The following is a 21,051-nucleotide window of genomic DNA, read 5'->3' on the forward strand; positions in this document are numbered from 1 at the left end:
ATGTAAATGAGTGAAAAGTTACGTTTGTGTGCTACGCTTCACAAATGACTGTGCGATTTCACGCTCTGTGAGATCGTTTCATTACATCCGCCCCACCTATCGTTCAGAGCTATCAGAGAAATCACTATAAATCATCTAAATGATCTTGATAATCATTCTCATTTTGATAGCATGAAACATAGCAAAGGCTATATTTCCAGAGGCAGAAATGACAAACAGTCGCGTAGAGGGTAGCAGTGGCAGAGCAGCGCGCAAGCTGAGGTTTGCGTTAATGGGACCTGCGTTCATCGCTGCCATTGGCTATATCGATCCAGGTAATTTTGCGACCAACATTCAGGCCGGGGCGAGCTTTGGCTACAAATTGCTGTGGGTGGTGGTCTGGGCAAACCTGATGGCGATGCTCATTCAGGTGCTCTCCGCAAAACTGGGGATCGCGACGGGGAAAAACCTCGCTGAACAGATCCGCGATCACTATCCGCGTCCGGTAGTGTGGTTTTACTGGGTGCAGGCCGAAATTATCGCCATGGCCACCGATCTGGCGGAATTTATCGGCGCGGCCATCGGCTTTAAACTGATATTGGGCGTGTCGCTACTTCAGGGGGCGGTGCTCACCGGGATCGCCACTTTCCTGATTTTAATGCTTCAGCGCCGCGGACAAAAGCCGCTGGAGCTGGTGATTGGCGGCTTGCTGCTGTTTGTCGCCGCGGCCTATATTGTCGAGCTGATCTTCTCCCAGCCAAATCTGGCGCAGCTGGGTAAAGGCATGATTATTCCTACTCTGCCAACGTCAGAAGCGGTCTTCCTCGCGGCAGGCGTACTCGGTGCGACCATTATGCCGCATGTGATTTATCTGCACTCCTCGCTGACGCAGCACGCCCACGAGGGCTCACGCCGGGAGCGTTATTCTGCTACCAAATGGGATGTCGGTATCGCGATGACCATCGCCGGGTTTGTGAATCTGGCGATGATGGCGACGGCAGCGGCGGCTTTCCATTTCAGTGGCCACACTGGTATCGCCGATCTCGACCAGGCTTATTTGACGCTCGAACCGCTTCTCAGCCACGCGGCGGCGACTATTTTTGGTCTGAGCCTGGTTGCAGCGGGCCTCTCGTCAACGGTGGTCGGGACGCTGGCAGGGCAAGTGGTCATGCAGGGGTTTGTGCGTTTCCATATTCCCCTGTGGGTGCGCCGCTCCGTGACGATGATGCCGTCATTTATTGTGATCCTGATGGGGCTGGACCCGACGCGTATTCTGGTGATGAGCCAGGTGCTGCTGAGCTTCGGTATCGCGCTGGCGCTGGTGCCGCTGCTGATCTTTACCAGTAACCAGGCGTTAATGGGCGATCTGGTGAATACCCGGCTGGTCAAACGTATCGGCTGGATTATCGTGGTGCTGGTAGTGGCCCTGAACCTATGGCTGCTGATTGGGACCGCGCTGGGGCTATAAATTATCAGAGATGAAAAAAGGAGCCAGTTGGCTCCTTTTTGTATTGAGTGATGTGTACTTAGTGATGGTGACCACCGTGTCCGTGGCCGCGTCCATGACCCGGTCGGCCACGACGATCGTCCCGGTCGCTCCAGCCTTCACGGTAGCCGCGTTCATAGGCTTTGCGGTTGTCCCAGCCACGGTGACGGCCATTATCGTGCCTCCACCAGCGGTCTTTTCGCCATTCATAGTTGCGGTGCCAGTAATCACGGTCGCGCCAGCCACCGCCGTCCCAGTAGTTACCATAATTGTCACGATCGCCAATTTGTAATTTTACTGATGGCAACAGGGTGATTTCGCCCGCATTAGCGACCAGCGGTGCTGAAGCCATTAATACAGCTGCAAGAATCAGTGACCTGAACATTCTCTTCTCCTTCACGATCGGGGCCGTAGACGGCCTGTTAACGCAATATTACGGGGCCGTAAAGCCCCGTTTAATCGCCTCAACTCCTAATTCATGGAGGGGAGCACTTTTTGCTAAAAACGGGTTTATTTTGACCGGCTCAGGATCGCGTCAATTGTATTCAGCTCGTCAGCGGTAAAGTGGAGATTTTTCAGTGTGCCGACCGCATCTTCGATTTGCGCCGTTTTGCTGGCACCAATCAGTACCGTGGTAACTGCGTCATGGCGTAGCACCCAGGCGAGCGCCATCTGCGAGAGTTTTTGGCCCCGGCTTTCTGCCAGCGCGTTCAGCTCGCGAACCTGGCTGATTTTCTCTTCGGTGATCTGATCCGGGTTCAGGAATCGGCTGCCGCTGGCGGCGCGTGAATCCGCTGGAATCCCATTCAGATAACGGTCCGTCAGTTGCCCCCCGGCCAGCGGAGAGAACGGAATACAGCCGACTCCTTTTTCCTGCAGCACGGACAGCAGCCCTTGTTCAGGCGCACGCTCAAACATCGAGTATTTAGGCTGGTGGATCAGGCACGGCGTGCCGAGATCGTCCAGGATCTCAATCGCCTGTCGCGCCAGTTCTGCCGGATAATTCGACAAGCCGACGTACAGCGCTTTTCCCTGTCGCACGACGTGGTCGAGGGCTTTCATCGTCTCTCGCAGCGGTGTTTCCGGGTCCGGACGGTGGTGATAGAAGATATCCACGTATTCCAGCCCCATACGTTTCAGGCTCTGATCGAGGCTGGCAATCAGGTATTTACGCGAGCCCCAGTCACCGTAGGGACCGTCCCACATGGTGTATCCCGCTTTCGTCGAGATAATTAATTCGTCGCGGTAAGGCTGAAAATCCTCCCGAAAAATGCGACCAAAGTTCGATTCTGCGGAGCCGGGAGGTGGGCCATAGTTATTAGCCAGATCGAAGTGGGTGATGCCAAGCTCAAAGGCCCGCTGTAAAAGTTGACGACTGGTGTCAATTAAGGTGGTATCGCCAAAGTTATGCCATAAGCCGAGTGAAATGGCGGGCAGCTTCAGACCGCTCTGGCCGCAACGACGATACTGCATTGACTGATAACGCATTTTATCCGCATCAAAAACCATGCTCAGACCCTCTTACCGGAAATAATCCATCAGTGTATACGTTTACACTCACGCGCAGTAAATCAGATTACACCGCCATTTTCCGTAAAACATTCTTTCCAGTGCCTTCTTACTGCCATTCCTGGACAGTCATCACGCTTCTTTAATACTCAAAGTGAGGTCAACGTCAGAAGGACACCTGTTATGCGAACCCCCTATTGCGTCGCCGATTACCTGCTGGAACGACTAAAACACTGCGGCGCTGAACATCTGTTCGGCGTGCCAGGCGACTACAATTTGCAGTTTCTCGACCATGTTATCGACAGCCCCGACATCCGCTGGGTGGGCTGTGCCAACGAATTAAACGCCGCCTATGCCGCCGATGGCTATGCTCGCTGCAAGGGCTTTTCCGCCCTGCTCACCACCTTTGGTGTGGGGGAGTTAAGTGCCATGAATGGCGTTGCCGGCAGCTTTGCGGAGTATGTGCCGGTACTGCATATCGTGGGCGCGCCGGGGAGTGCCGCCCAGCAAAAAGGTGAATTGCTGCACCACACGCTGGGCGACGGAGAGTTCCGCCATTTCTATCGGATGAGTGAGCCGGTGACTGTGGCGCAGGCCATTCTCACGGAGCAAAATGCCTGCTATGAAATCGATCGCGTGTTGTCGATCATGCTGAGGGAGCGTCGTCCGGGGTACCTGATGTTGCCTGCTGACGTGGCAAAAAAACCGGCCACACCGCCTGTAAACGCTCTCACTGAGCGCACTTCACATGCCGACAGCGCCTGTCTTAAAGCCTTCCGCGATGCGGCGGAAGCACGCATCGCTGGCAGCAAACGTACCGCATTGTTGGCCGATTTCCTGGTACTGCGTTACGGCCTGAAAGCGCCGTTGCAGAATTGGGTGAATGACACCCCGATGGCCCACGCCACCATGCTGATGGGCAAAGGGATTTTTGACGAACGTCAGCCCGGTTTTTACGGCACCTACAGCGGCTCGGCGAGTGCGGAGGGGGTGAGAGAGGCGATTGAAGAGGCCGAGACTGTCATCTGCGTCGGCACGCGTTTCACCGATACGCTGACAGCCGGATTTACCCACAATCTTCCTGCGGCCCGCACTATCGAAGTTCAGCCGCACGCCGCCCGCGTGGGCGAGAGATGGTTTACGGGTATTCCGATGAGCAAAGCCGTCGAGATCTTATCCGCGCTGTGTAAACAGCACGTCAAAGATCACGCCGCGCCGTCTCGCCAGGCGCCGCTCGAACATCACTATCATGAGGGCAGGCTCACGCAGGATAATTTCTGGCACACGCTGCAAACCTTCATTCGCCCCGGCGACATTATTCTCGCCGACCAGGGCACCTCCGCGTTTGGTGCGGCAGCGCTGCGCCTGCCTACAGATGTGAACTTTATCGTTCAGCCGCTGTGGGGGTCGATTGGTTACACGCTGGCGGCCGCTTTCGGCGCGCAAACGGCGTGTCCGGACCGGCGCGTGATCGTCCTGACCGGCGACGGCGCGGCGCAGCTGACCATTCAGGAGATGGGTTCGATGCTGCGCGATAAACAGCATCCAGTAATTCTGGTGCTCAACAACGAAGGCTACACCGTTGAGCGGGCGATCCACGGGCCGAAACAACGCTATAACGATATCGCGCTGTGGAACTGGACGCAGCTCCCGCAAGCCCTGAGCCAGAATGGTCAGGCCGAGTGCTGGCGGGTGAGCGAAACGGTCCAGCTGGCGGAGATCCTTGAGAAGGTCGCGCACAGCGAAAAATTGTCGCTGATCGAAGTGATGCTGCCCAAAGAGGATATCCCTCCGCTGTTGAGCGCCATCACTCAGGCACTGGAGGCGCGAAATAACGCCTGACTATTTCTTCGGCCGCCAGGCCATCAGCATCGGTTTGCCCGCCAGCAAGAGCCAGGCGGGCAACATCACAATGCAAAGCAACGGCAGCAGATTGGTATCCGGCACCACGACCACCGCCATAAACAGGCTCAGCCACGCATCGCGCGTGACTACCAGTACAAACCCCAGAATCGAGCAGGAAACGGTAATTGCCGCCGGAACTGCATCGACGTGCTCATGCAGCATCAGGCCCAATGCCACGGCGATAAACACCGCCGGGAAGATCCTCCCACCGCGAAAGCCGCACGCGGCGGCCACGACCACCGCAGCCAGTTTCACCACCGCAAACAGGAAATAATCAGACACGCTAAACACCTGGCTGAACGCCATCTGCTGCATCTCGTCCAGCCCCTTAAACAGGGTAATCGGCCCGCCAATTGCCCCCAGAATGCCCAGCAAAAAACCGCCCACGCCCAGAATCAGCACCGGGTGTTTCAGCTTGTGCACCAGCAGGTGCAGACGCGGCAGGCACCAGACGGCGACCATACCCAGCGCGATGGCGATGGCGGCAACAATCGCGCCGCTGAAAATATCGGCCAGCTGCATGTGTCCGTAGTGGGGGATAGGCAGCGAAAAGTGAGGCTGGAAGAACAGGCTGGTGGTCAGTGCCCCGGCGGCGGCGGCCATCAGTGGGGCGAAAAGGCGATCCCACAGTGGCACGTCGTTATCAGAACTCAGGGTTTGAGAAAAAATAAGTGCGGCGGCAACGGGGGTGCCAAACAACGCGCCGATGGTTCCCGCTGACGCCAGAATGGTCCAGTCCAGCGCGCCGACGCGCGGCAGGATGCGTGCGCCGAGGTACACCGCAAGGGCGATATTCACCGCCATAATCGGATGTTCTGGCCCGAGGCTCACGCCGCCCGCGAGGCCAATCACCAGCGCAAGAATCAGGCCCGGCAGCGCCATCGGATTGACCGGTGCACCAATCAGCGGCTCCAGCGCCGGATCGGGACCGGCATGTCCTGGGCTAAAGCGAATTACTAGACCGACGGCCAGCCCGGTCAGGGTTAACATCAGGATGATCCACGCCGGAGAACTCACATCAACACCCAGCTGCCCCGGAAGCGTAGACCACAATAACGTCTGCAGCACCGAGGCGATTTTCATCACCACGATTAACACCAGACTCGACGCAATACCAATAATCAGCGCAGGTATTGCTAACAGCAGCATGGTTCTGGCGCGCGGATGGAGCATGATGATTTCCTTGTACAAAAATAATTAGCATGACTTTGCACAATCAGGTTGACGGCAATAGTGCAAAAGGTGCTGAAACGGTAAAGTTATTCTGTGACGAAGATCGATAATCCTGGGCCACTCGCCTTCAGGCCGTTGTTGTTATCACGCCTTGAACTTACAGTGTTCCAAAGATTTATTCTGACTTTAGCGGAGCAGTAGAAGAATGACAAAATATGCTTTAGTAGGCGATGTGGGCGGCACCAATGCCCGGCTGGCGCTATGCGATATTAATACCGGTGAAATCTCTCAGGCAAAGGCCTATTCAGGGCTGGATTATCCAAGCCTCGAAGCGGTAGTTCGCGTCTATCTGGATGAGCGTCAGGTCAGCGTCGAGGATGGCTGTATCGCCATTGCCTGCCCGATTACCGGTGACTGGGTGGCGATGACCAACCACACCTGGGCCTTTTCCATTGCCGAGATGAAAAAGAATCTCGGTTTCGCTCATCTGGAAATTATTAACGATTTTACGGCCGTTTCTATGGCGATCCCGATGCTCAAGCCTGAACATCTGATTCAGTTCGGCGGGGCCGAGCCGGTCGAAGGTAAGCCGATTGCCGTTTACGGTGCGGGTACCGGGCTGGGCGTTTCGCACCTGGTTCACGTCGATAAACGCTGGGTGAGCCTGCCGGGCGAGGGCGGTCACGTTGACTTTGCGCCAAACAGCGAAGAAGAGGGCATTATTTTGCAGGAGCTGCGCGCCGAGCTGGGGCACGTTTCCGCCGAACGCGTGCTCTCCGGACCTGGGCTGGTTTATCTTTATCGCGCGATTGTGAAATCCGATGGGCGTCTGCCTGAAAACCTGCAGCCGAAAGATGTCACCGAGCGCGCGCTGGCCGATAGCTGCACCGACTGTCGTCGTGCGCTGTCGCTGTTCTGCGTGATCATGGGGCGCTTTGGCGGCAACCTGGCGCTGAATCTCGGCACCTTTGGCGGTGTCTATATCGCCGGTGGAATAGTGCCGCGCTTCCTCGAGTTCTTTAAAGCGTCTGGTTTCCGCGGCGGGTTTGAAGACAAAGGGCGTTTCAAATCTTACGTGCAGGATATCCCCGTTTTCCTGATCGTGCATGACAACCCAGGCCTGCTGGGTTCCGGCGCGCATCTGCGTCAAACGCTGGGGCAGTATCTCTGATTACATCTCGCCGCCCTCTTCTTTCTGAAGAGGGCGTTAAAAATGCATTAACTGCCTGAACTCTTTCACCTTGCTGCGACTCACTGGCACCTGAAAATCCAGATCCTTCAGCCGTAAAATATAGGTATTGTTAAACCAGGGTTCGATTTCGCGGATCTTATTGAGATTGACGCAGAACGAACGGTGGCAGCGGAAAAAGTGCGAGGCGGGGAGTTTGGCGCAAAACTCGGTGATATTCATCGGCATGACAAATGAATCCCGGCGGGTATAAACGAACGTCATCTTTTCATGCGCTTCCGCATAATAAATATCATCCATCGGCGTGACGATAATCCGCTCATCCTTAATGAGATTCAGGGTGTCATTTTCGCGCGTGGCGGCGGGCGCAGGGCTGACCGCCGGGCTGTTTTGCTGCTGCCAGGCTAGCTCCAGTTTTTGCAGCATGCTGACAATGCGCGACTCCTGATAGGGTTTCAGAATATAGTCGAACGCTTCCAGTTCAAAGGCCTCAACGGCATGCTCTTTCCACGCGGTGACAAACACGATAAACGGCTTATGGGCGAACTGATTGATATTTTGCGCCAGCAGCACGCCGTCCAGCGACGGAATATTGATATCCAGAAAAATGGCGTCAACGCGGTTATGCTGCAAAAACTTCAGCACGTCCAGCCCATCCTCAAAGGTGCCCACGATCTCCATCTGGCTGTGTTCTTTTATCAGCCAGCTTAATTCTTGTTGGGCGAGGATCTCATCTTCCACAATGATGACTTTCATCGGTCACTCCGTTTAAGGCAACAACAGCGTCTGGGTATGAACGGGAAGCCGTTCATTAGGGACGTAAAAAGCGATTTCCGTGCCAGGCTCCAGGCGACGGATATGCAGCCCTTCGCCGTACAGTAATTTTACGCGGTGATGCACATTCAGCAGACCAATTTTATTGCCTGGCATTTCGTTCGATTCTACGCGCGCAATCACGTTGGGATCGATGCCGTGGCCGGTATCGCGCACCGCCACCCGCACGCGATTCCCGCACTCTTCCACGCTAATGGTCACCACGCCTTTGCCTTTACACGGCTGAATACCGTGAACTATCGCGTTCTCCACCAGCGGCTGGATCAGCAGGCTTGGGATCACGCAGTGCACCTCTTCATCGATATCGTAAATAACCGTGAGCTTATCGCCAAAGCGCGCCTGCTCAATCGCGATGTAATCTTTAATCTGGTACAGCTCTTTTTTGATGTCGATCTGCTCATCGTCTTTCAGCTCGATGTTGTAGCGCAGATAGCGCGACAAATTAAAAATCAGCTGACGGGCGGTGTCCGGATTCATGCGAATCGACGAAGAGATGGCGTTCAGGGCGTTAAACAGAAAATGGGGATTGATCTTACTTTGCAGCGCGCGCAGCTCTGCCTTATTTGCCATTTCCCGCAGTTGCTCAGCGCGCGACACCTCCAGTTGAGTGGAGATAATCTGCGACAGGCCAATCGCCATCTCCTGTAAGGAAGAGGTGATCTGGTGCGCGTGGCAGTAGTAAATTTTCAGCGTGCCGGTCACCACGCCTTTCTCCCACAGTGGAATGACCAGCATGGAGTGAATTTCAGGCGTCCGGTGTGCCTCATCATTGTTTTTAATGATGATTTTACCGTTATTGAGCGCCTGGCGCGTGGTTGGGCTGATGGTATCGTCATTATCGCGGTAGTTATCTTCTCCCACGCCGACATAGGCCAGAACGTGGTCGATATTGGTGATGGCGACCGCATCAGCGTGGATATCGCGGCGAATAATATCGCAGACCTGACGCAGCGACTCCGCGTTGACATGGCGGAACAGCGGCAGCGTTTTATTGGCAATATCGAGCGCCAGCTTTGCCTGACGTGCGGCGCTGGCCTCTTTTTCCCCCTCAACGCTCTGCACCAGCAGGACGATAAAGCCAATGCAGACGCTGCCGAGAATCATCGGAATGCCGATTTTGGAGACGATATCCAGTCCCAGCTCAACCGTGGGCGCCCAGGCCACCACGAGGATCATAGTGAGGGTTTCGCACAGCATCCCGGCGGCGATCCCCGCTCGCCAGTGCTGTTTTTTCGGGATTTTACGGTTGATCCAGCCGGACAACGCGCCTGCGATAATGCTGGTGATAAAGCAGGGGATCGCCGTGACGCCGCCGATATCAATCAGATAGCGGTGCGTACCGGCAATAATTCCGGTGATAATCCCCACCCACGGGCCAAACAGAATGCCGCCCGACATGACGGCGATAATGCGCACGTTGACCAGCGAACCTTCCACCCGCACGCCGGACCAGGTGCTGAACAGGGCAAACAAAGAGAAGATTGCCGTGACGGCCAGCAGCTCTTTCGGTGAGTGGGCGGATTTGTGCAGAAGCTCGCGAAAGAGCCGGATGCGGATCAGGAAGAAGAGACAAATCAGCATTAATGCCGCACGATCGAAGACCGCCAGCAGCATATTGAATATTTCGTGCACGAGTGAACCTGGGAAAACGGGAAAAATCTATGATAGGAAACCTTGCGCACAATGACCAGACATCCCTCTGATTTCTCAAATGGGGAAAAGCCCTCTATTTCAAAGGGGATTGCACTTTTTTGCCTGGATACGTCGTGGGTTAGCCATCAGCGGCAGGCTGTTTGTAACTTCATTGATATCATTGAGTTAAAAAATGGTATCGCCAACACAGTTTTGTCGAATCGACTTCCGCTTTTAGCCGAAATACCCTTCCTGTTTTAAGGGACGCATTATTTTTTCACTCCCCTCTCGACAGCCGGATTTGAATCAGGCTATTTTCTAAGCACGCCACATTCGTGGCAGCGTCGCTCGGACGGTCCGGGCGCTAACGTGAATCTGAGGAATCTATGGCTGAATTCAGTCCTGAACGCCGTTTTACGCGTATTGATCGTCTCCCCCCTTATGTTTTTAATATCACTGCTGAACTGAAAATGGCTGCGCGTCGGCGCGGCGAAGACATTATCGATTTCAGCATGGGTAACCCTGACGGGCCAACGCCGCCGCACATCGTTGAAAAACTGTGCACCGTGGCGCAGCGCCCGGATACACACGGCTATTCCACCTCTCGCGGGATTCCGCGTTTGCGTCGGGCAATCTCCCGCTGGTATCAGGATCGCTATCATGTGGATATCGATCCAGAAAGCGAAGCCATCGTTACCATTGGTTCGAAAGAGGGGCTGGCGCACCTGATGCTGGCGACGCTCGATCACGGTGATACGGTGCTGGTGCCCAACCCGAGCTATCCAATCCATATTTATGGTGCGGTGATCGCCGGAGCACAGGTTCGCTCTGTACCGCTGGTAGAGGGCGTCGACTTTTTCAACGAACTGGAACGCGCGATTCGTGAAAGCTACCCGAAACCGAAAATGATGATCCTCGGATTCCCGTCGAATCCAACGGCGCAGTGCGTCGAGCTGGAGTTCTTCGAGAAAGTGGTCGCGCTGGCGAAGCGCTATGATGTGCTGGTGGTGCACGATCTGGCATACGCCGATATCGTCTTTGACGGCTGGAAAGCGCCTTCCATAATGCAGGTGCCAGGTGCGCGCGACGTGGCCGTGGAGTTCTTCACCCTGTCAAAAAGCTACAACATGGCAGGCTGGCGTATCGGCTTTATGGTCGGCAATAAAACGCTGGTCAACGCGCTGGCACGAATCAAAAGCTATCATGACTACGGCACTTTTACGCCGTTGCAGGTCGCGGCGATTGCTGCCCTGGAAGGCGATCAGCAGTGCGTGCATGACATCGCCGCGCAGTACAAACGGCGCCGCGATGTGCTGGTGAAAGGTCTGCACGAAGCGGGCTGGATAGTCGAGGTGCCGAAAGCCTCTATGTACGTCTGGGCCAAAATCCCCGAGCACTATGCAGCAATGGGGTCGCTGGAGTTTGCGAAAAAGATGCTGCAGGATGCCAAAGTCTGCGTCTCGCCGGGCATTGGTTTCGGTGACTATGGCGATACCCACGTTCGCTTCGCACTTATCGAAAACAGCGACCGCATTCGTCAGGCGGTGAGAGGCATTAAAAGCATGTTCCGCGCCGACGGGTTATTGCCGGTGGAAAAGAAGAGTTCGACTGAATCTGACTAGGCGGATTTTGCATAAAAAACAGGAGCCAATGGCTCCTGTTTTTTTAACTGTATTTTCTTCGCTCAGATCATCAGGGCAAAGGTTCCGGCCCACACTAAAACAATCACCGAAATGCCCATAAAGAAATATTTCACGTTCATCGCTCCGCGCATCAATAGATACGCCATAAAAAAACAGAGTCCAACTGAGTATAGAGAGCTGAAATCAGACCAGGCCGGAAATAAGAATTATCCCGCTACGTCGATGACACCAGCCCAGAATTCTGTGCGTTCCTATTGCCAGACGGCGCTAATGTACGCCTAAATCTGGGGGGTGACAAGAGGCATTTTTTTGTATCATTTCCGTAACTTACGAGTGTCGTGGAACGGCGACAGTATAATTTCGCAGCGTAATAAAACAGGTTGAGCGAAGGTGAGAATGGAAAGTAACGGCGGGTGATTACAGGTGACTGAAAAGGTTAGTTTCTTAGGGAAACTAACCTGATAAAGAGACTAGATATAGAGCGAGGTTTCGCCGACAGGACGGGTCTTAAAGCGGCGATGCACCCACAGATACTGCTCCGGCGCGCGCATGATTTCGCTTTCGATCACTTTATTAATGTACGTCGCGGCTTCGCGCTCATCCTGTGGGTAATTATGCAGCTCAGGAGAGATAAACAGACGATAGCCAGACTTATCGGCTTTTCTGACCATGGTCACCGTCAGCATCGGCGCACCGGACAGCCGTGAGATAACAAATGTCCCGTTCGTGGTGGCGACATCTTTCACCGCGAAGAACGGGGCAAAACTGCTGCCTTTACGCCCATAATCCTGATCGGGCGCGAACCATACCGCTTCCCCTTTCTTCAGGGCATTCACCAGCCCTCGGAGGTTGTTGCGGCTGATCATCGCTTTGTTTGAGCGCATACGGCCGCGCGTCTGTACCCATTCCATCAGCAGATTGTTATGCGGGCGATAGGTCGCCATCATGGGCTGACAAAGACCCATCACGCGGCCACCCAGTTCCAGCGACATAAAATGCACGCCGATCACCATGACGCCACGATTTTGTGCCTGAACCTGTTTCAGGTTTTCCAGCCCTTCAACGTCGAACCATTTACGCACGCGCTCGTCCGGCCAGAACCAGGCCATACCGGTTTCCAGCAGCGCCATTCCGATGGATTTGAAGTTTTCAGCGATCAGCTTCTCGCGCTGTTCGACACTGTAATCAGGAAAACAAAGCTCAAGGTTTCTGCGGGCAATAGACTCCCGACGCTTCAGAAAAACACGGGAAGCGCTGCCTAAACTTGAGCCAAGAATTTGTATAGCGGGGTAGGGCAATTGAACGAGCACCCAAAGCAGGCCAAGGCCAAACCATGTGAGCCAGTAACGTGGGTGTAAAAATGCACTTTCGAATTTGCATTGAGACAAAGTAGTGAACCTATGTGAAGCCAGAGAAGGTAGCGCAAACATTGCGTTACAACGTGCTGATTTAGACCGTAGTTTTGGATTATCGTTGCAGGCCTTACCCAACTTTACGGCGCTGCCAGACCACTTCCGGTACAAGGCGGGCTGCGTAGATTAGCACCCTTATACGCGCTTTTCTATGACTTGTTTTTACTGGAAAAAGGCCGAATCAGGAATCGTTTCAGTTAAGTGTATCTCATGGGGGAAAAGCCGTGGCGGTGGATATTTCATGGGTGGAGCGTGCATTGATCTGGGCAGGAAAGTGTCCCCTGCAGGAATCGAACCTGCAACTAGCCCTTAGGAGGGGCTCGTTATATCCATTTAACTAAGGGGACGAAGCGGCACGAGTATAGCCTCATTTACACAGGGCGTTAAGCGCGATACCGCCTGACTGCTTAAAGTGTCGCCATTTAGTCGATTTTTTTTGGATTCTCGTCCTTGTTTTGTCGGGCTTTTTCCTTTTCCTTCAGCTCGGCCTTACGCTTGTTGGACATGTCGTTGCGGATTTGCGCATGGCTCAACAGGGCGAAAATAAAGGTCCCGCCGCAGATATTTCCTGCCAGTGTCGGCAGCGCGAACGGCCAGAAGAAATCACTCCAGTGCTGGGTGCCGTTAAACACCAGATACAGCACCTCCACCGTACCAACGACGATGTGGGTGGTGTCGCCCAGCGCGATAAGCCAGGTCATCAAGATGATTACCACGATTTTAGCCGCACCCGCAGAGGGGAACATCCAGACCATAGTGGCAATGATCCAGCCTGAGATAATGGCGTTGGCGAACATCTCGGATGGAGTATTTTTCATCACGTCCATACCGATTTTAATGAATGCGTCGCGGGTGGGTTCATCAAATATCGGCATATATTCGAACGCCCAGGCTGCCACGCCTGTTCCGATAATATTCCCCAGCAGGACCACGCCCCACAGGCGCATCAGAAGGCCAAAATTTCCCCACGTCGGTTTTTGCATCACCGGCAGCACCGCCGTCACGGTGTTTTCCGTGAACAGCTGCTGACGCGCCATAATGACGATGACAAAACCAAAGGTGTAACCAAGGTTTTCAAGCAGGAATCCACCCGGAACCCCCTCCAGCTGCACGTGAAAGATCCCTTTTGCGAGCAGGGAGGCCCCCATCGATAACCCGGCGGCGATCGCTGACCAGAACAGCGCCATCGCATCGCGCTCAAGCTCTTTTTCACCGTCCTGACGGATATGCTCGTGGATAGCCATCGCCCGTGAGGGGAGATGGTCTTCATCGACTTCGATTTTGCCACCCCGCTGTTTTTCTTCACTTTCCACTTCCAGCTCATCAGTATGTTTATCAATTTTTTCTGCGTTTAGTTCATCCATCTGGGGCGTCTCGCTTCGTTGTCATTACCATAATCGTAGCGGTTTTCCGGATAATGCCCGTGGGGAAGCTCTTATTTTTCCGGCAATGGCAATAAAGGCGATACATCACCTCCTGACACAGGATAAAATTGCCGACGAAAAGAAATGATAAAGCAGGCTATGCTGAGATCAGAGTGATGGCAGATGATTGCCTGTCACTGTGTGCGTGGACATCCCGAAACGTGCTGTTACAATCACTTGCACGACTATTCATAGAGCGCCAGGCGCTCTGTCGCGGATGGCAGTCAACGATAGCCATACTAACAGGGAGAAATATATGAAATTTCGGCTGTCGGCGCTTGCGCTGGGCACGACGTTGCTCGTGGGCTGTGCCAGCTCTGGAGAGCAAACGGGGCGCTCCGATCCTTTAGAAGGATTCAACCGATCCATGTATAGCTTTAACTACAACGTGCTGGACCCGTATCTGGTCCGCCCGGTTGCTGTGGCATGGCGTGATTACGTTCCGCAACCTGCTCGTAATGGTTTGAGCAATTTCACCAGTAACCTGGAAGAACCCGCTGTGATGGTGAACTTCTTCCTGCAGGGCGACCCGTATCAGGGGATGGTGCACTTCACTCGTTTCTTCCTGAACAGCTTGTTAGGGATGGGTGGCTTTATTGATGTGGCGGGAATGGCCAATCCGAAGCTGCAGCGTGAACAGCCGCACCGTTTTGGTAGCACGCTGGGCAGTTATGGCGTGGGCTATGGTCCGTATATGCATCTGCCATTCTACGGCAGCTTTACCGTTCGTGACGACGGTGGCGATATGGTCGATACCCTCTATCCGGTGCTCTCTTGGCTGACCTGGCCGCTGTCCATTGGTAAATGGACCGTGGAAGGGATTGAGACGCGCGCTCAGTTGCTGGATTCCGACGGCCTGCTGCGTCAGTCTTCCGATCCGTACATTATGGTGCGTGAAGCCTACTTCCAGAATCACGACTTTATTGCCAACGGCGGTAAGCTGAAACCGGAAGACAATCCGAATGCCAAAGCTATCGAGAATGAACTTTCAGAGATAGATAAAGAATAAATAAAAAAAGGTGAGCAAATGCTCACCTTTTTTAATGCCGACGCGATTAGAACGCGTAGTTGAAGTTGGTACCGAACAGCCAGGCTTTACCTTCAGATTTAAAGGTGTACGCAGCAGGGCCTTCACCCTCGGTGAAGCTGACGTTCTGACCGTGCATATAAGAAGCACCCACATCGATAGACGCATCGTCGTTAAACGCATAAGTCATACCGGCGCTCAGCCACAGACGGTCCTGATCCGGGATAGAAATGGAGCGTTTGTCCGCAGGAACCGGGCTGTCATCGAACGCGATACCGGTACGGAAGGTCCAGTTCTTATCGTAGTAGTAGGTCGTACCCAGCGCGATACGATAAGCATCTTTGAAGCTTTCATCTTTATAGAACAGCGTCTGACCGTCGTTGCCGGTGGCTTTCAGCTCCTGGAACTGACTCCAGCTGGTGTAGGTCAGGCTATAGTGGACAGCCCACTGCGGTGCCACGCGGTTATAACCAGACACTTCCCACATTTCTGGCAGGTTCAGCGTCAGCGCGCCGCTCTGGGTTCTGCCGCCGGTGCCCGCTGGCAGACCGGTCAGGCCCATGCTGGCGAAGATGTTGCTCAGGTTCGGGTCAATGGAGCTTTTATAGTCGCCGTCAAAGTCGATTTTCACTTCAGAACGGTAGGTCAGACCCCAACGGTTGTTTTTATCCAGTTCATAAAGGATACCGGCGTTCCAGCCGAAGCCCCACTCGTCGCCCTTAAGATATGCAATCTGGTCGTCAGGGGAGTTAATACCATCCAGCATGGATGGAGGCACCATCCCCTGCAGCTGCCCTGCCAGCAGTGGACCGAGTGAACCCGCATAGCGCTCGATTTTGGCTTTCGCGTAAACCGCATCAAAGCCCACACCGAAGCTCCAGTTGCTGTCCAGACGATACGCGCCGCTCAGATTGAGGTTGATGGTCTGCAGGTCAGTCTTACCGCCATAAATGCCGGCCGCGTAGCTGTCGTTAAACTCTGTTGCCAGACCATAGTTGGAGGTGACGGATGCGCCCCAGCCAAATTGATCGTTGATTGGCATAACAAAGTGCATGTTAGGTACCCACGCCACGGGCGCGATGTTGTCCTGGTTAGCACTCTGTCCGGTTAAATTGGATTTCCCGGTAACGTTCACATCAGGATCGATATAAACGGCACCCATTGAGAAGGTCGGGCGATCAAACATAGTGATCAGCGCCGGGTTACGGCTCACGTTGCCTGCGTCATCGGCAATCGCACCTTCCCCAGAATATGCACGGCCAAGGCCAGAGGAAGAAAATTCGTTAAGCTGGAAGCCCGCTGACCAGGCGGAGGTTGATACGATTGCCACTGCGACTGCCAGCGCAGTCTTTTTGAACAGGGTTTTCTGGCTCATGACCATAACCTCATTGAGTTATTTTTATGCAATATATGTTACATAGAGTAACAGGAGCGCGAAGTGTAGGGTCTGCGGTAACACTTAGAAATCAGACCAGTGGCGAGAGTATAGGTCGGACCAGATGGGATGTTGCAAGTATGTTTCTGAAGTTTTTCAAAGATGTTTTTTGAAACGAGATCTCTGTGGCAAAAATGCGACCGCCGGCACTCAGCAGAAAGGGTGATTTTTGCGTTAGATCATTTTTTAGTGTGATAACGGTCACTTATCCCCGTTTGCGCCATTAACGGCTGGAGAGACCCACGGCCAGGGCGTAAAATATCAGCAACGTGTTTATCTCGCGCCGTGCGCGAATGCAGAGGAACTTGAGCTATGAGTAAATGCAGTGCTGATGAAACCCCGGTTTGCTGCTGTATGGATGTCGGTACCATTATGGATAACACCGATTGCACCGCGTCTTACAGCCGCGTATTTAGCAAACGTTCGGATGCAGAAGAAACCTTAGCCGCGCTCACCAAACGCGCGCGCGACGTGGAATCCGATCCCTGTGAAATCAAATCCACCTTCACGGAAGTGGACGGTGGCGTGAAGCTTGATATCGATTTCATCTTTGCGTGTGAAGCTGAAACCCTGATTTTCCAGCTCGGTCTGCGTTAATTTCTCCGTCGAGTTGCCGGGTGATTTTTTACTTATCCGACCTGCAGTTTCGTAGTCGGGTAAGGCAAAGTCGCGGCCCGCAAAAAATACCTCAAATGCCCCTGTGACCCAGGGGCATTTTCTTTTCTTCTCTGTGTCTTAGCTCGCACTTTTTCGCTTCCCCGATTGGCTCTATGTAAAAAAATGGTTAAAACTGTTATCAGGTCAGACCACTTTGCGCTTATGTCATTTACAGGGGATTTTTATGAGTCAGGCACTACCGCTCGTCACCCGCCAGGGTGACCGCATTGCCATTGTCAGCGGATTACGTACTCCGTTTGCACGTCAGGCGACGGCATTTCACGGAATACCGGCTGTCGATCTGGGGAAAATGGTAGTGGGGGAGATGCTGGCTCGCAGCGAAATACCCCCAGAGGTCATCGAACAACTGGTTTTTGGCCAGGTCGTCCAGATGCCGGAAGCACCCAATATCGCCCGCGAAATCGTGCTTGGCACGGGAATGAACGTCCATACCGATGCCTACAGCGTCAGTCGCGCCTGTGCGACCAGCTTCCAGGCCGTCGCTAACGTAGCGGAAAGCCTGATGACCGGCACCATCCGCGCCGGTATTGCAGGCGGGGCCGACTCCTCTTCCGTTTTGCCGATTGGCGTCAGTAAAAAGCTGGCCCGTGTGCTGGTGGATGTCAACAAAGCCCGCACCATGGGGCAGCGTCTCAAACTTTTCTCCCGCCTGCGTCTGCGCGATCTGGCGCCGGTGCCGCCAGCGGTCGCGGAATATTCTACCGGCCTGCGAATGGGCGATACCGCAGAGCAAATGGCGAAAACCTACGGCATCACCCGCGAACAGCAAGATGCTCTGGCGCATCGCTCGCATCAGCGTGCCGCGCTGGCGTGGTCCGAGGGAAAACTGGCGGATGAAGTGATGACGGCCTATATCCCGCCGTATCGCGAACCGCTCAGTGAAGATAACAATATCCGTGGCAGTTCGACGCTGGCTGATTATGCAAAATTACGTCCGGCGTTTGACCGCAAGCACGGAACCGTCACGGCGGCGAACAGTACGCCTTTGACCGATGGTGCGGCGGCAGTGATCCTGATGACCGAGTCGCGGGCAAAAGAGCTGGGGCTGGTGCCGCTGGGCTACCTGCGCAGCTACGCCTTTACCGCTATCGACGTCTGGCAGGATATGCTGCTGGGACCGGCCTGGTCCACGCCGCTGGCGCTTGAGCGCGCCGGATTAACGCTGTCTGATTTAACTCTTATCGATATGCACGAGGCTTTTGCCGCGCAGACGCTTGCCAATCTGCAGCTACTGGCCAGCGAACGCTTTGCCCGCGATGTGCTGGGCCGCGCGCATGCCACGGGCGAAGTGGACGAGAGCAAATTTAACGTGCTGGGCGGATCTATCGCATACGGCCATCCGTTTGCCGCCACCGGCGCACGCATGATTACGCAAACGCTGCATGAGCTTCGCCGTCGCGGCGGAGGTTTTGGTCTGGTCACCGCCTGTGCGGCGGGCGGTCTGGGCGCGGCGATGGTTCTGGAGGCTGAATAATGGAAACCACTTCCGCTTTTGACCTGAAGGTCCGGCTGGACAATATTGCCGTCGTCACCATTGATGTGCCGGGCGAAAAGATGAATACCCTGAAGGCCGAATTTGGCGTTCAGGTGCGCGCTATTCTCAGGCAAATTCGCGAAAACAAAGACATTCGCGGGCTGATTTTTATCTCAGCCAAACCCGATAACTTCATCGCCGGTGCAGATATCAACATGATCGCCCGCGCCGGCAGTGCGCAGGAAGCGGAAGAGCTGGCCCGACAGGGGCAGCAGATCATGGCCGAGATCCACGCGTTGCCGATCCCGGTGATCGCGGCGATCCACGGTGCCTGCCTGGGTGGCGGCCTGGAGCTGGCGCTGGCGTGTCACAGCCGTATTTGTACGGATGATGGGAAAACCGTACTCGGTCTGCCGGAAGTGCAGCTGGGTCTGCTGCCGGGATCCGGTGGCACCCAGCGTTTACCGCGTCTGATTGGCGTGAGTACCGCGCTGGAAATGATACTCACCGGTAAACAGCTTCGGCCACGTCAGGCGCTGAAAGCCGGGCTGGTGGACGAAGTGGTTCCCCATTCCATTCTGCTGGACGCGGCCGTTGAGCTGGCATTAAAAGGGCGGCAGACGAGCCGTCATCTGCCGGTTCGCGAGCGTATTCTCGCCGGCCCGCTCGGGCGCGCGCTGCTGTTTAATGTGGTCGGCAAGAAAACGGAACAGAAAACCAAAGGCAACTACCCGGCGACCAAACGCATTCTCGAGGTGATTGAAACCGGCCTGGCACAAGGGAGCAGCAGCGGTTATGCGGCTGAGGCCAAAGCCTTTGGCGAACTGGCGATGACGCCCCAGTCGCAGGCACTGCGCAGCATCTTTTTTGCCAGTACCGACGTGAAAAAAGATCCCGGCAGCGAGGCGTCACCGGCGCCGCTGGCCTCTGTAGGCGTTTTGGGCGGGGGATTGATGGGCGGTGGCATTGCGTTTGTCACGGCCAGCAAAGGTAAATTGCCTGTACGAATCAAAGACATCAACGCAAAGGGCATTAATCACGCATTGCAATACAGCTGGCAGCTCCTTGATCAAAAGGTTAAACGCCGCCATATCAAAGCCAGTGAACGCGACAGAGAGCTGGCGCTGATTTCAGGCACCATCGACTACAGCGGTTTTCACCATCGTGACCTGGTGATTGAAGCCGTATTTGAAGACCTGACGCTGAAACAGCAGATGGTCGCCGACGTGGAACAGCACTGCGCGCCGCACACCATTTTTGCCTCAAATACGTCGTCGCTGCCGATTGGCGATATCGCCGCACGTGCCGCGCGACCGGAGCAGGTGATCGGTTTGCACTTCTTTAGTCCGGTGGAAAAAATGCCGCTGGTGGAGGTCATACCTCACGCTTCGACGAACGCTCAAACGGTGGCCACGGTGGTGAAGCTCGCCAAACGGCAGGGCAAAACACCGATTGTGGTGGCCGACAAGGCCGGTTTTTACGTTAACCGCATTCTTGCGCCTTATATTAATGAGGCGATGCGCCTGCTAACGGAAGGCGAGAAAATCGAACACATTGACAATGCGCTGGTCAAGTTTGGTTTTCCAGTTGGCCCAATCCAACTTTTGGATGAGGTTGGAATTGATACAGGCACTAAAATTATACCTGTGCTGGAAGCTGCTTATGGAGAACGGTTTAGCCCGCCTGCAAACATTGTTTCTACGATCTTGAATGACGATCGCAAAGGCAGAAAAAATGGACGGGGCTTCTATCTTTACGCAGTTAAAGGGCGTAAAAGCAAGAAACAGGTCGACCCCTCGGTCTATGGGCTTATTCACGCCAGCGGCCAGGGGAAGTTGTCAGCACAGCAATGCTCTGAGCGCTGCGTCATGATGATGCTCAACGAAGCGGCTCGTTGTTTTGACGAGCAGGTCGTTAAAAGTGCGCGAGACGGCGATATTGGTGCCGTGTTTGGTATCGGTTTTCCACCTTTCCTGGGTGGCCCGTTCCGCTATATGGATAGTCTTGGCGCGGGTGAAGTGGTGGCAATATTGCAGCGTCTGGCTTCGCTTTATGGTCCACGGTTTACGCCGTGTGAACAATTAATGCGCATGGCAGAAAATAACCTGCACTTTTGGCCAGCAGAGGAAACTGACCCCGTAACTTAAGGTCAAACAAGAGTATATCTGACGGTGAATGAACCTGTTTTGGCTATTTTGTAAACAGATATTGACTATACTTACGCCATTAAGGTAAAAAACAGCGTTTCATT

Annotated in this window: 17 protein-coding genes and 1 tRNA gene; 8 read left to right on the top strand and 10 right to left on the bottom strand. The window is 54.4% G+C overall.

What is annotated here, in order from left to right; all coding sequences use genetic code 11:
• The first annotated feature begins 208 nt into the window (after nucleotides 1-208).
• Entirely contained in the window at nucleotides 209-1,447 is a 1,239-nt protein-coding gene (locus tag F153LOC_RS00770; RefSeq protein WP_102104934.1) for an Nramp family divalent metal transporter, read from the top strand.
• 58 nt (nucleotides 1,448-1,505) lie between these two features.
• Here the strand turns inward: F153LOC_RS00770 and ypeC are convergent, their stop codons facing one another.
• On the bottom strand, nucleotides 1,506-1,850 hold the full coding sequence (gene ypeC, locus F153LOC_RS00775; RefSeq protein WP_100779391.1) for a DUF2502 domain-containing protein YpeC: 345 nt from the start codon (nucleotides 1,848-1,850) through the stop codon (nucleotides 1,506-1,508).
• Between the two features lie 125 nt (nucleotides 1,851-1,975).
• Nucleotides 1,976-2,974: an L-glyceraldehyde 3-phosphate reductase gene (gene mgrA / locus F153LOC_RS00785; protein WP_100779393.1), complete on the bottom strand. Its 999-nt coding sequence runs from the start codon at nucleotides 2,972-2,974 to the stop codon at nucleotides 1,976-1,978.
• Between the two features lie 183 nt (nucleotides 2,975-3,157).
• Here mgrA and ipdC point away from each other — a divergent pair, with 183 nt between their 5' ends.
• Nucleotides 3,158-4,816, top strand: a complete 1,659-nt coding sequence (ipdC, locus tag F153LOC_RS00790; RefSeq protein ID WP_102104933.1) for an indolepyruvate decarboxylase — start codon at nucleotides 3,158-3,160, stop codon at nucleotides 4,814-4,816.
• Here ipdC and F153LOC_RS00795 read toward each other — a convergent pair whose 3' ends face one another.
• Nucleotides 4,817-6,052 (bottom strand): ion channel protein, encoded by a 1,236-nt coding sequence (locus F153LOC_RS00795; protein WP_100779395.1) that lies wholly within the window; start codon nucleotides 6,050-6,052, stop codon nucleotides 4,817-4,819. It abuts the gene before it with no gap.
• Between the two features lie 205 nt (nucleotides 6,053-6,257).
• Here F153LOC_RS00795 and glk point away from each other — a divergent pair, with 205 nt between their 5' ends.
• Complete coding sequence (gene glk, locus F153LOC_RS00800; protein ID WP_100779396.1) at nucleotides 6,258-7,223, top strand: glucokinase; 966 nt, start codon at nucleotides 6,258-6,260, stop codon at nucleotides 7,221-7,223.
• Nucleotides 7,224-7,259: 36 nt separating this feature from the next.
• On the opposite strand, the gene F153LOC_RS00805 is transcribed toward glk, so the two are convergent.
• Entirely contained in the window at nucleotides 7,260-7,997 is a 738-nt protein-coding gene (locus tag F153LOC_RS00805; RefSeq protein WP_100779397.1) for a LytTR family DNA-binding domain-containing protein, read from the bottom strand.
• 12 nt (nucleotides 7,998-8,009) lie between these two features.
• On the bottom strand, nucleotides 8,010-9,707 hold the full coding sequence (locus tag F153LOC_RS00810) for a sensor histidine kinase (protein ID WP_102104932.1): 1,698 nt from the start codon (nucleotides 9,705-9,707) through the stop codon (nucleotides 8,010-8,012).
• 386 nt (nucleotides 9,708-10,093) lie between these two features.
• Here F153LOC_RS00810 and alaC point away from each other — a divergent pair, with 386 nt between their 5' ends.
• A complete protein-coding gene (alaC, locus tag F153LOC_RS00815; protein ID WP_102104931.1) occupies nucleotides 10,094-11,329 on the top strand; it encodes an alanine transaminase in 1,236 nt (411 codons plus the stop codon).
• 62 nt (nucleotides 11,330-11,391) lie between these two features.
• Here alaC and ypdK read toward each other — a convergent pair whose 3' ends face one another.
• From ypdK to F153LOC_RS00835, 4 genes are all read right to left on the bottom strand, one after another.
• The gene (ypdK, locus tag F153LOC_RS00820; protein WP_099458937.1) at nucleotides 11,392-11,463 is read right to left on the bottom strand and encodes a membrane protein YpdK; all 72 of its coding nucleotides are present in this window, start codon (nucleotides 11,461-11,463) and stop codon (nucleotides 11,392-11,394) included.
• Between the two features lie 357 nt (nucleotides 11,464-11,820).
• Nucleotides 11,821-12,780 (bottom strand): kdo(2)-lipid IV(A) palmitoleoyltransferase, encoded by a 960-nt coding sequence (lpxP, locus tag F153LOC_RS00825; protein ID WP_100779400.1) that lies wholly within the window; start codon nucleotides 12,778-12,780, stop codon nucleotides 11,821-11,823.
• Nucleotides 12,781-13,037: 257 nt separating this feature from the next.
• Nucleotides 13,038-13,109 (bottom strand) — tRNA-Arg (locus F153LOC_RS00830).
• 75 nt (nucleotides 13,110-13,184) lie between these two features.
• Nucleotides 13,185-14,126, bottom strand: coding sequence for a formate/nitrite transporter family protein (locus tag F153LOC_RS00835; RefSeq protein WP_102104930.1), 942 nt, complete (start codon nucleotides 14,124-14,126; stop codon nucleotides 13,185-13,187).
• Nucleotides 14,127-14,442: 316 nt separating this feature from the next.
• Here F153LOC_RS00835 and mlaA point away from each other — a divergent pair, with 316 nt between their 5' ends.
• Nucleotides 14,443-15,195 (top strand): phospholipid-binding lipoprotein MlaA, encoded by a 753-nt coding sequence (gene mlaA, locus F153LOC_RS00840; RefSeq protein WP_100779402.1) that lies wholly within the window; start codon nucleotides 14,443-14,445, stop codon nucleotides 15,193-15,195.
• A gap of 46 nt (nucleotides 15,196-15,241) precedes the next feature.
• Here mlaA and fadL read toward each other — a convergent pair whose 3' ends face one another.
• Nucleotides 15,242-16,588 (bottom strand): long-chain fatty acid transporter FadL, encoded by a 1,347-nt coding sequence (gene fadL / locus F153LOC_RS00845; RefSeq protein WP_100779403.1) that lies wholly within the window; start codon nucleotides 16,586-16,588, stop codon nucleotides 15,242-15,244.
• 372 nt (nucleotides 16,589-16,960) lie between these two features.
• Between fadL and F153LOC_RS00850 the strand changes: the two genes are divergently transcribed.
• The 3 genes from F153LOC_RS00850 to fadJ all read left to right on the top strand — a co-directional run bounded on the left by F153LOC_RS00850 (nucleotide 16,961) and on the right by fadJ (nucleotide 20,947).
• Nucleotides 16,961-17,245 carry a YfcZ/YiiS family protein gene (locus tag F153LOC_RS00850; protein WP_100779404.1) on the top strand — a complete coding sequence of 95 codons (285 nt, stop codon included), beginning with the start codon at nucleotides 16,961-16,963 and terminating at the stop codon, nucleotides 17,243-17,245.
• Nucleotides 17,246-17,489: 244 nt separating this feature from the next.
• On the top strand, nucleotides 17,490-18,800 hold the full coding sequence (fadI, locus tag F153LOC_RS00855; protein WP_100779405.1) for an acetyl-CoA C-acyltransferase FadI: 1,311 nt from the start codon (nucleotides 17,490-17,492) through the stop codon (nucleotides 18,798-18,800).
• A complete protein-coding gene (gene fadJ / locus F153LOC_RS00860; protein ID WP_102104929.1) occupies nucleotides 18,800-20,947 on the top strand; it encodes a fatty acid oxidation complex subunit alpha FadJ in 2,148 nt (715 codons plus the stop codon). The genes fadI and fadJ overlap by 1 nt, the downstream gene beginning before the upstream one ends.
• Nucleotides 20,948-21,051: the final 104 nt, after the last annotated feature.

This window comes from Lelliottia sp. F153 (assembly GCF_002870005.1).
Lineage (GTDB): Bacteria > Pseudomonadota > Gammaproteobacteria > Enterobacterales > Enterobacteriaceae > Enterobacter > Enterobacter nimipressuralis.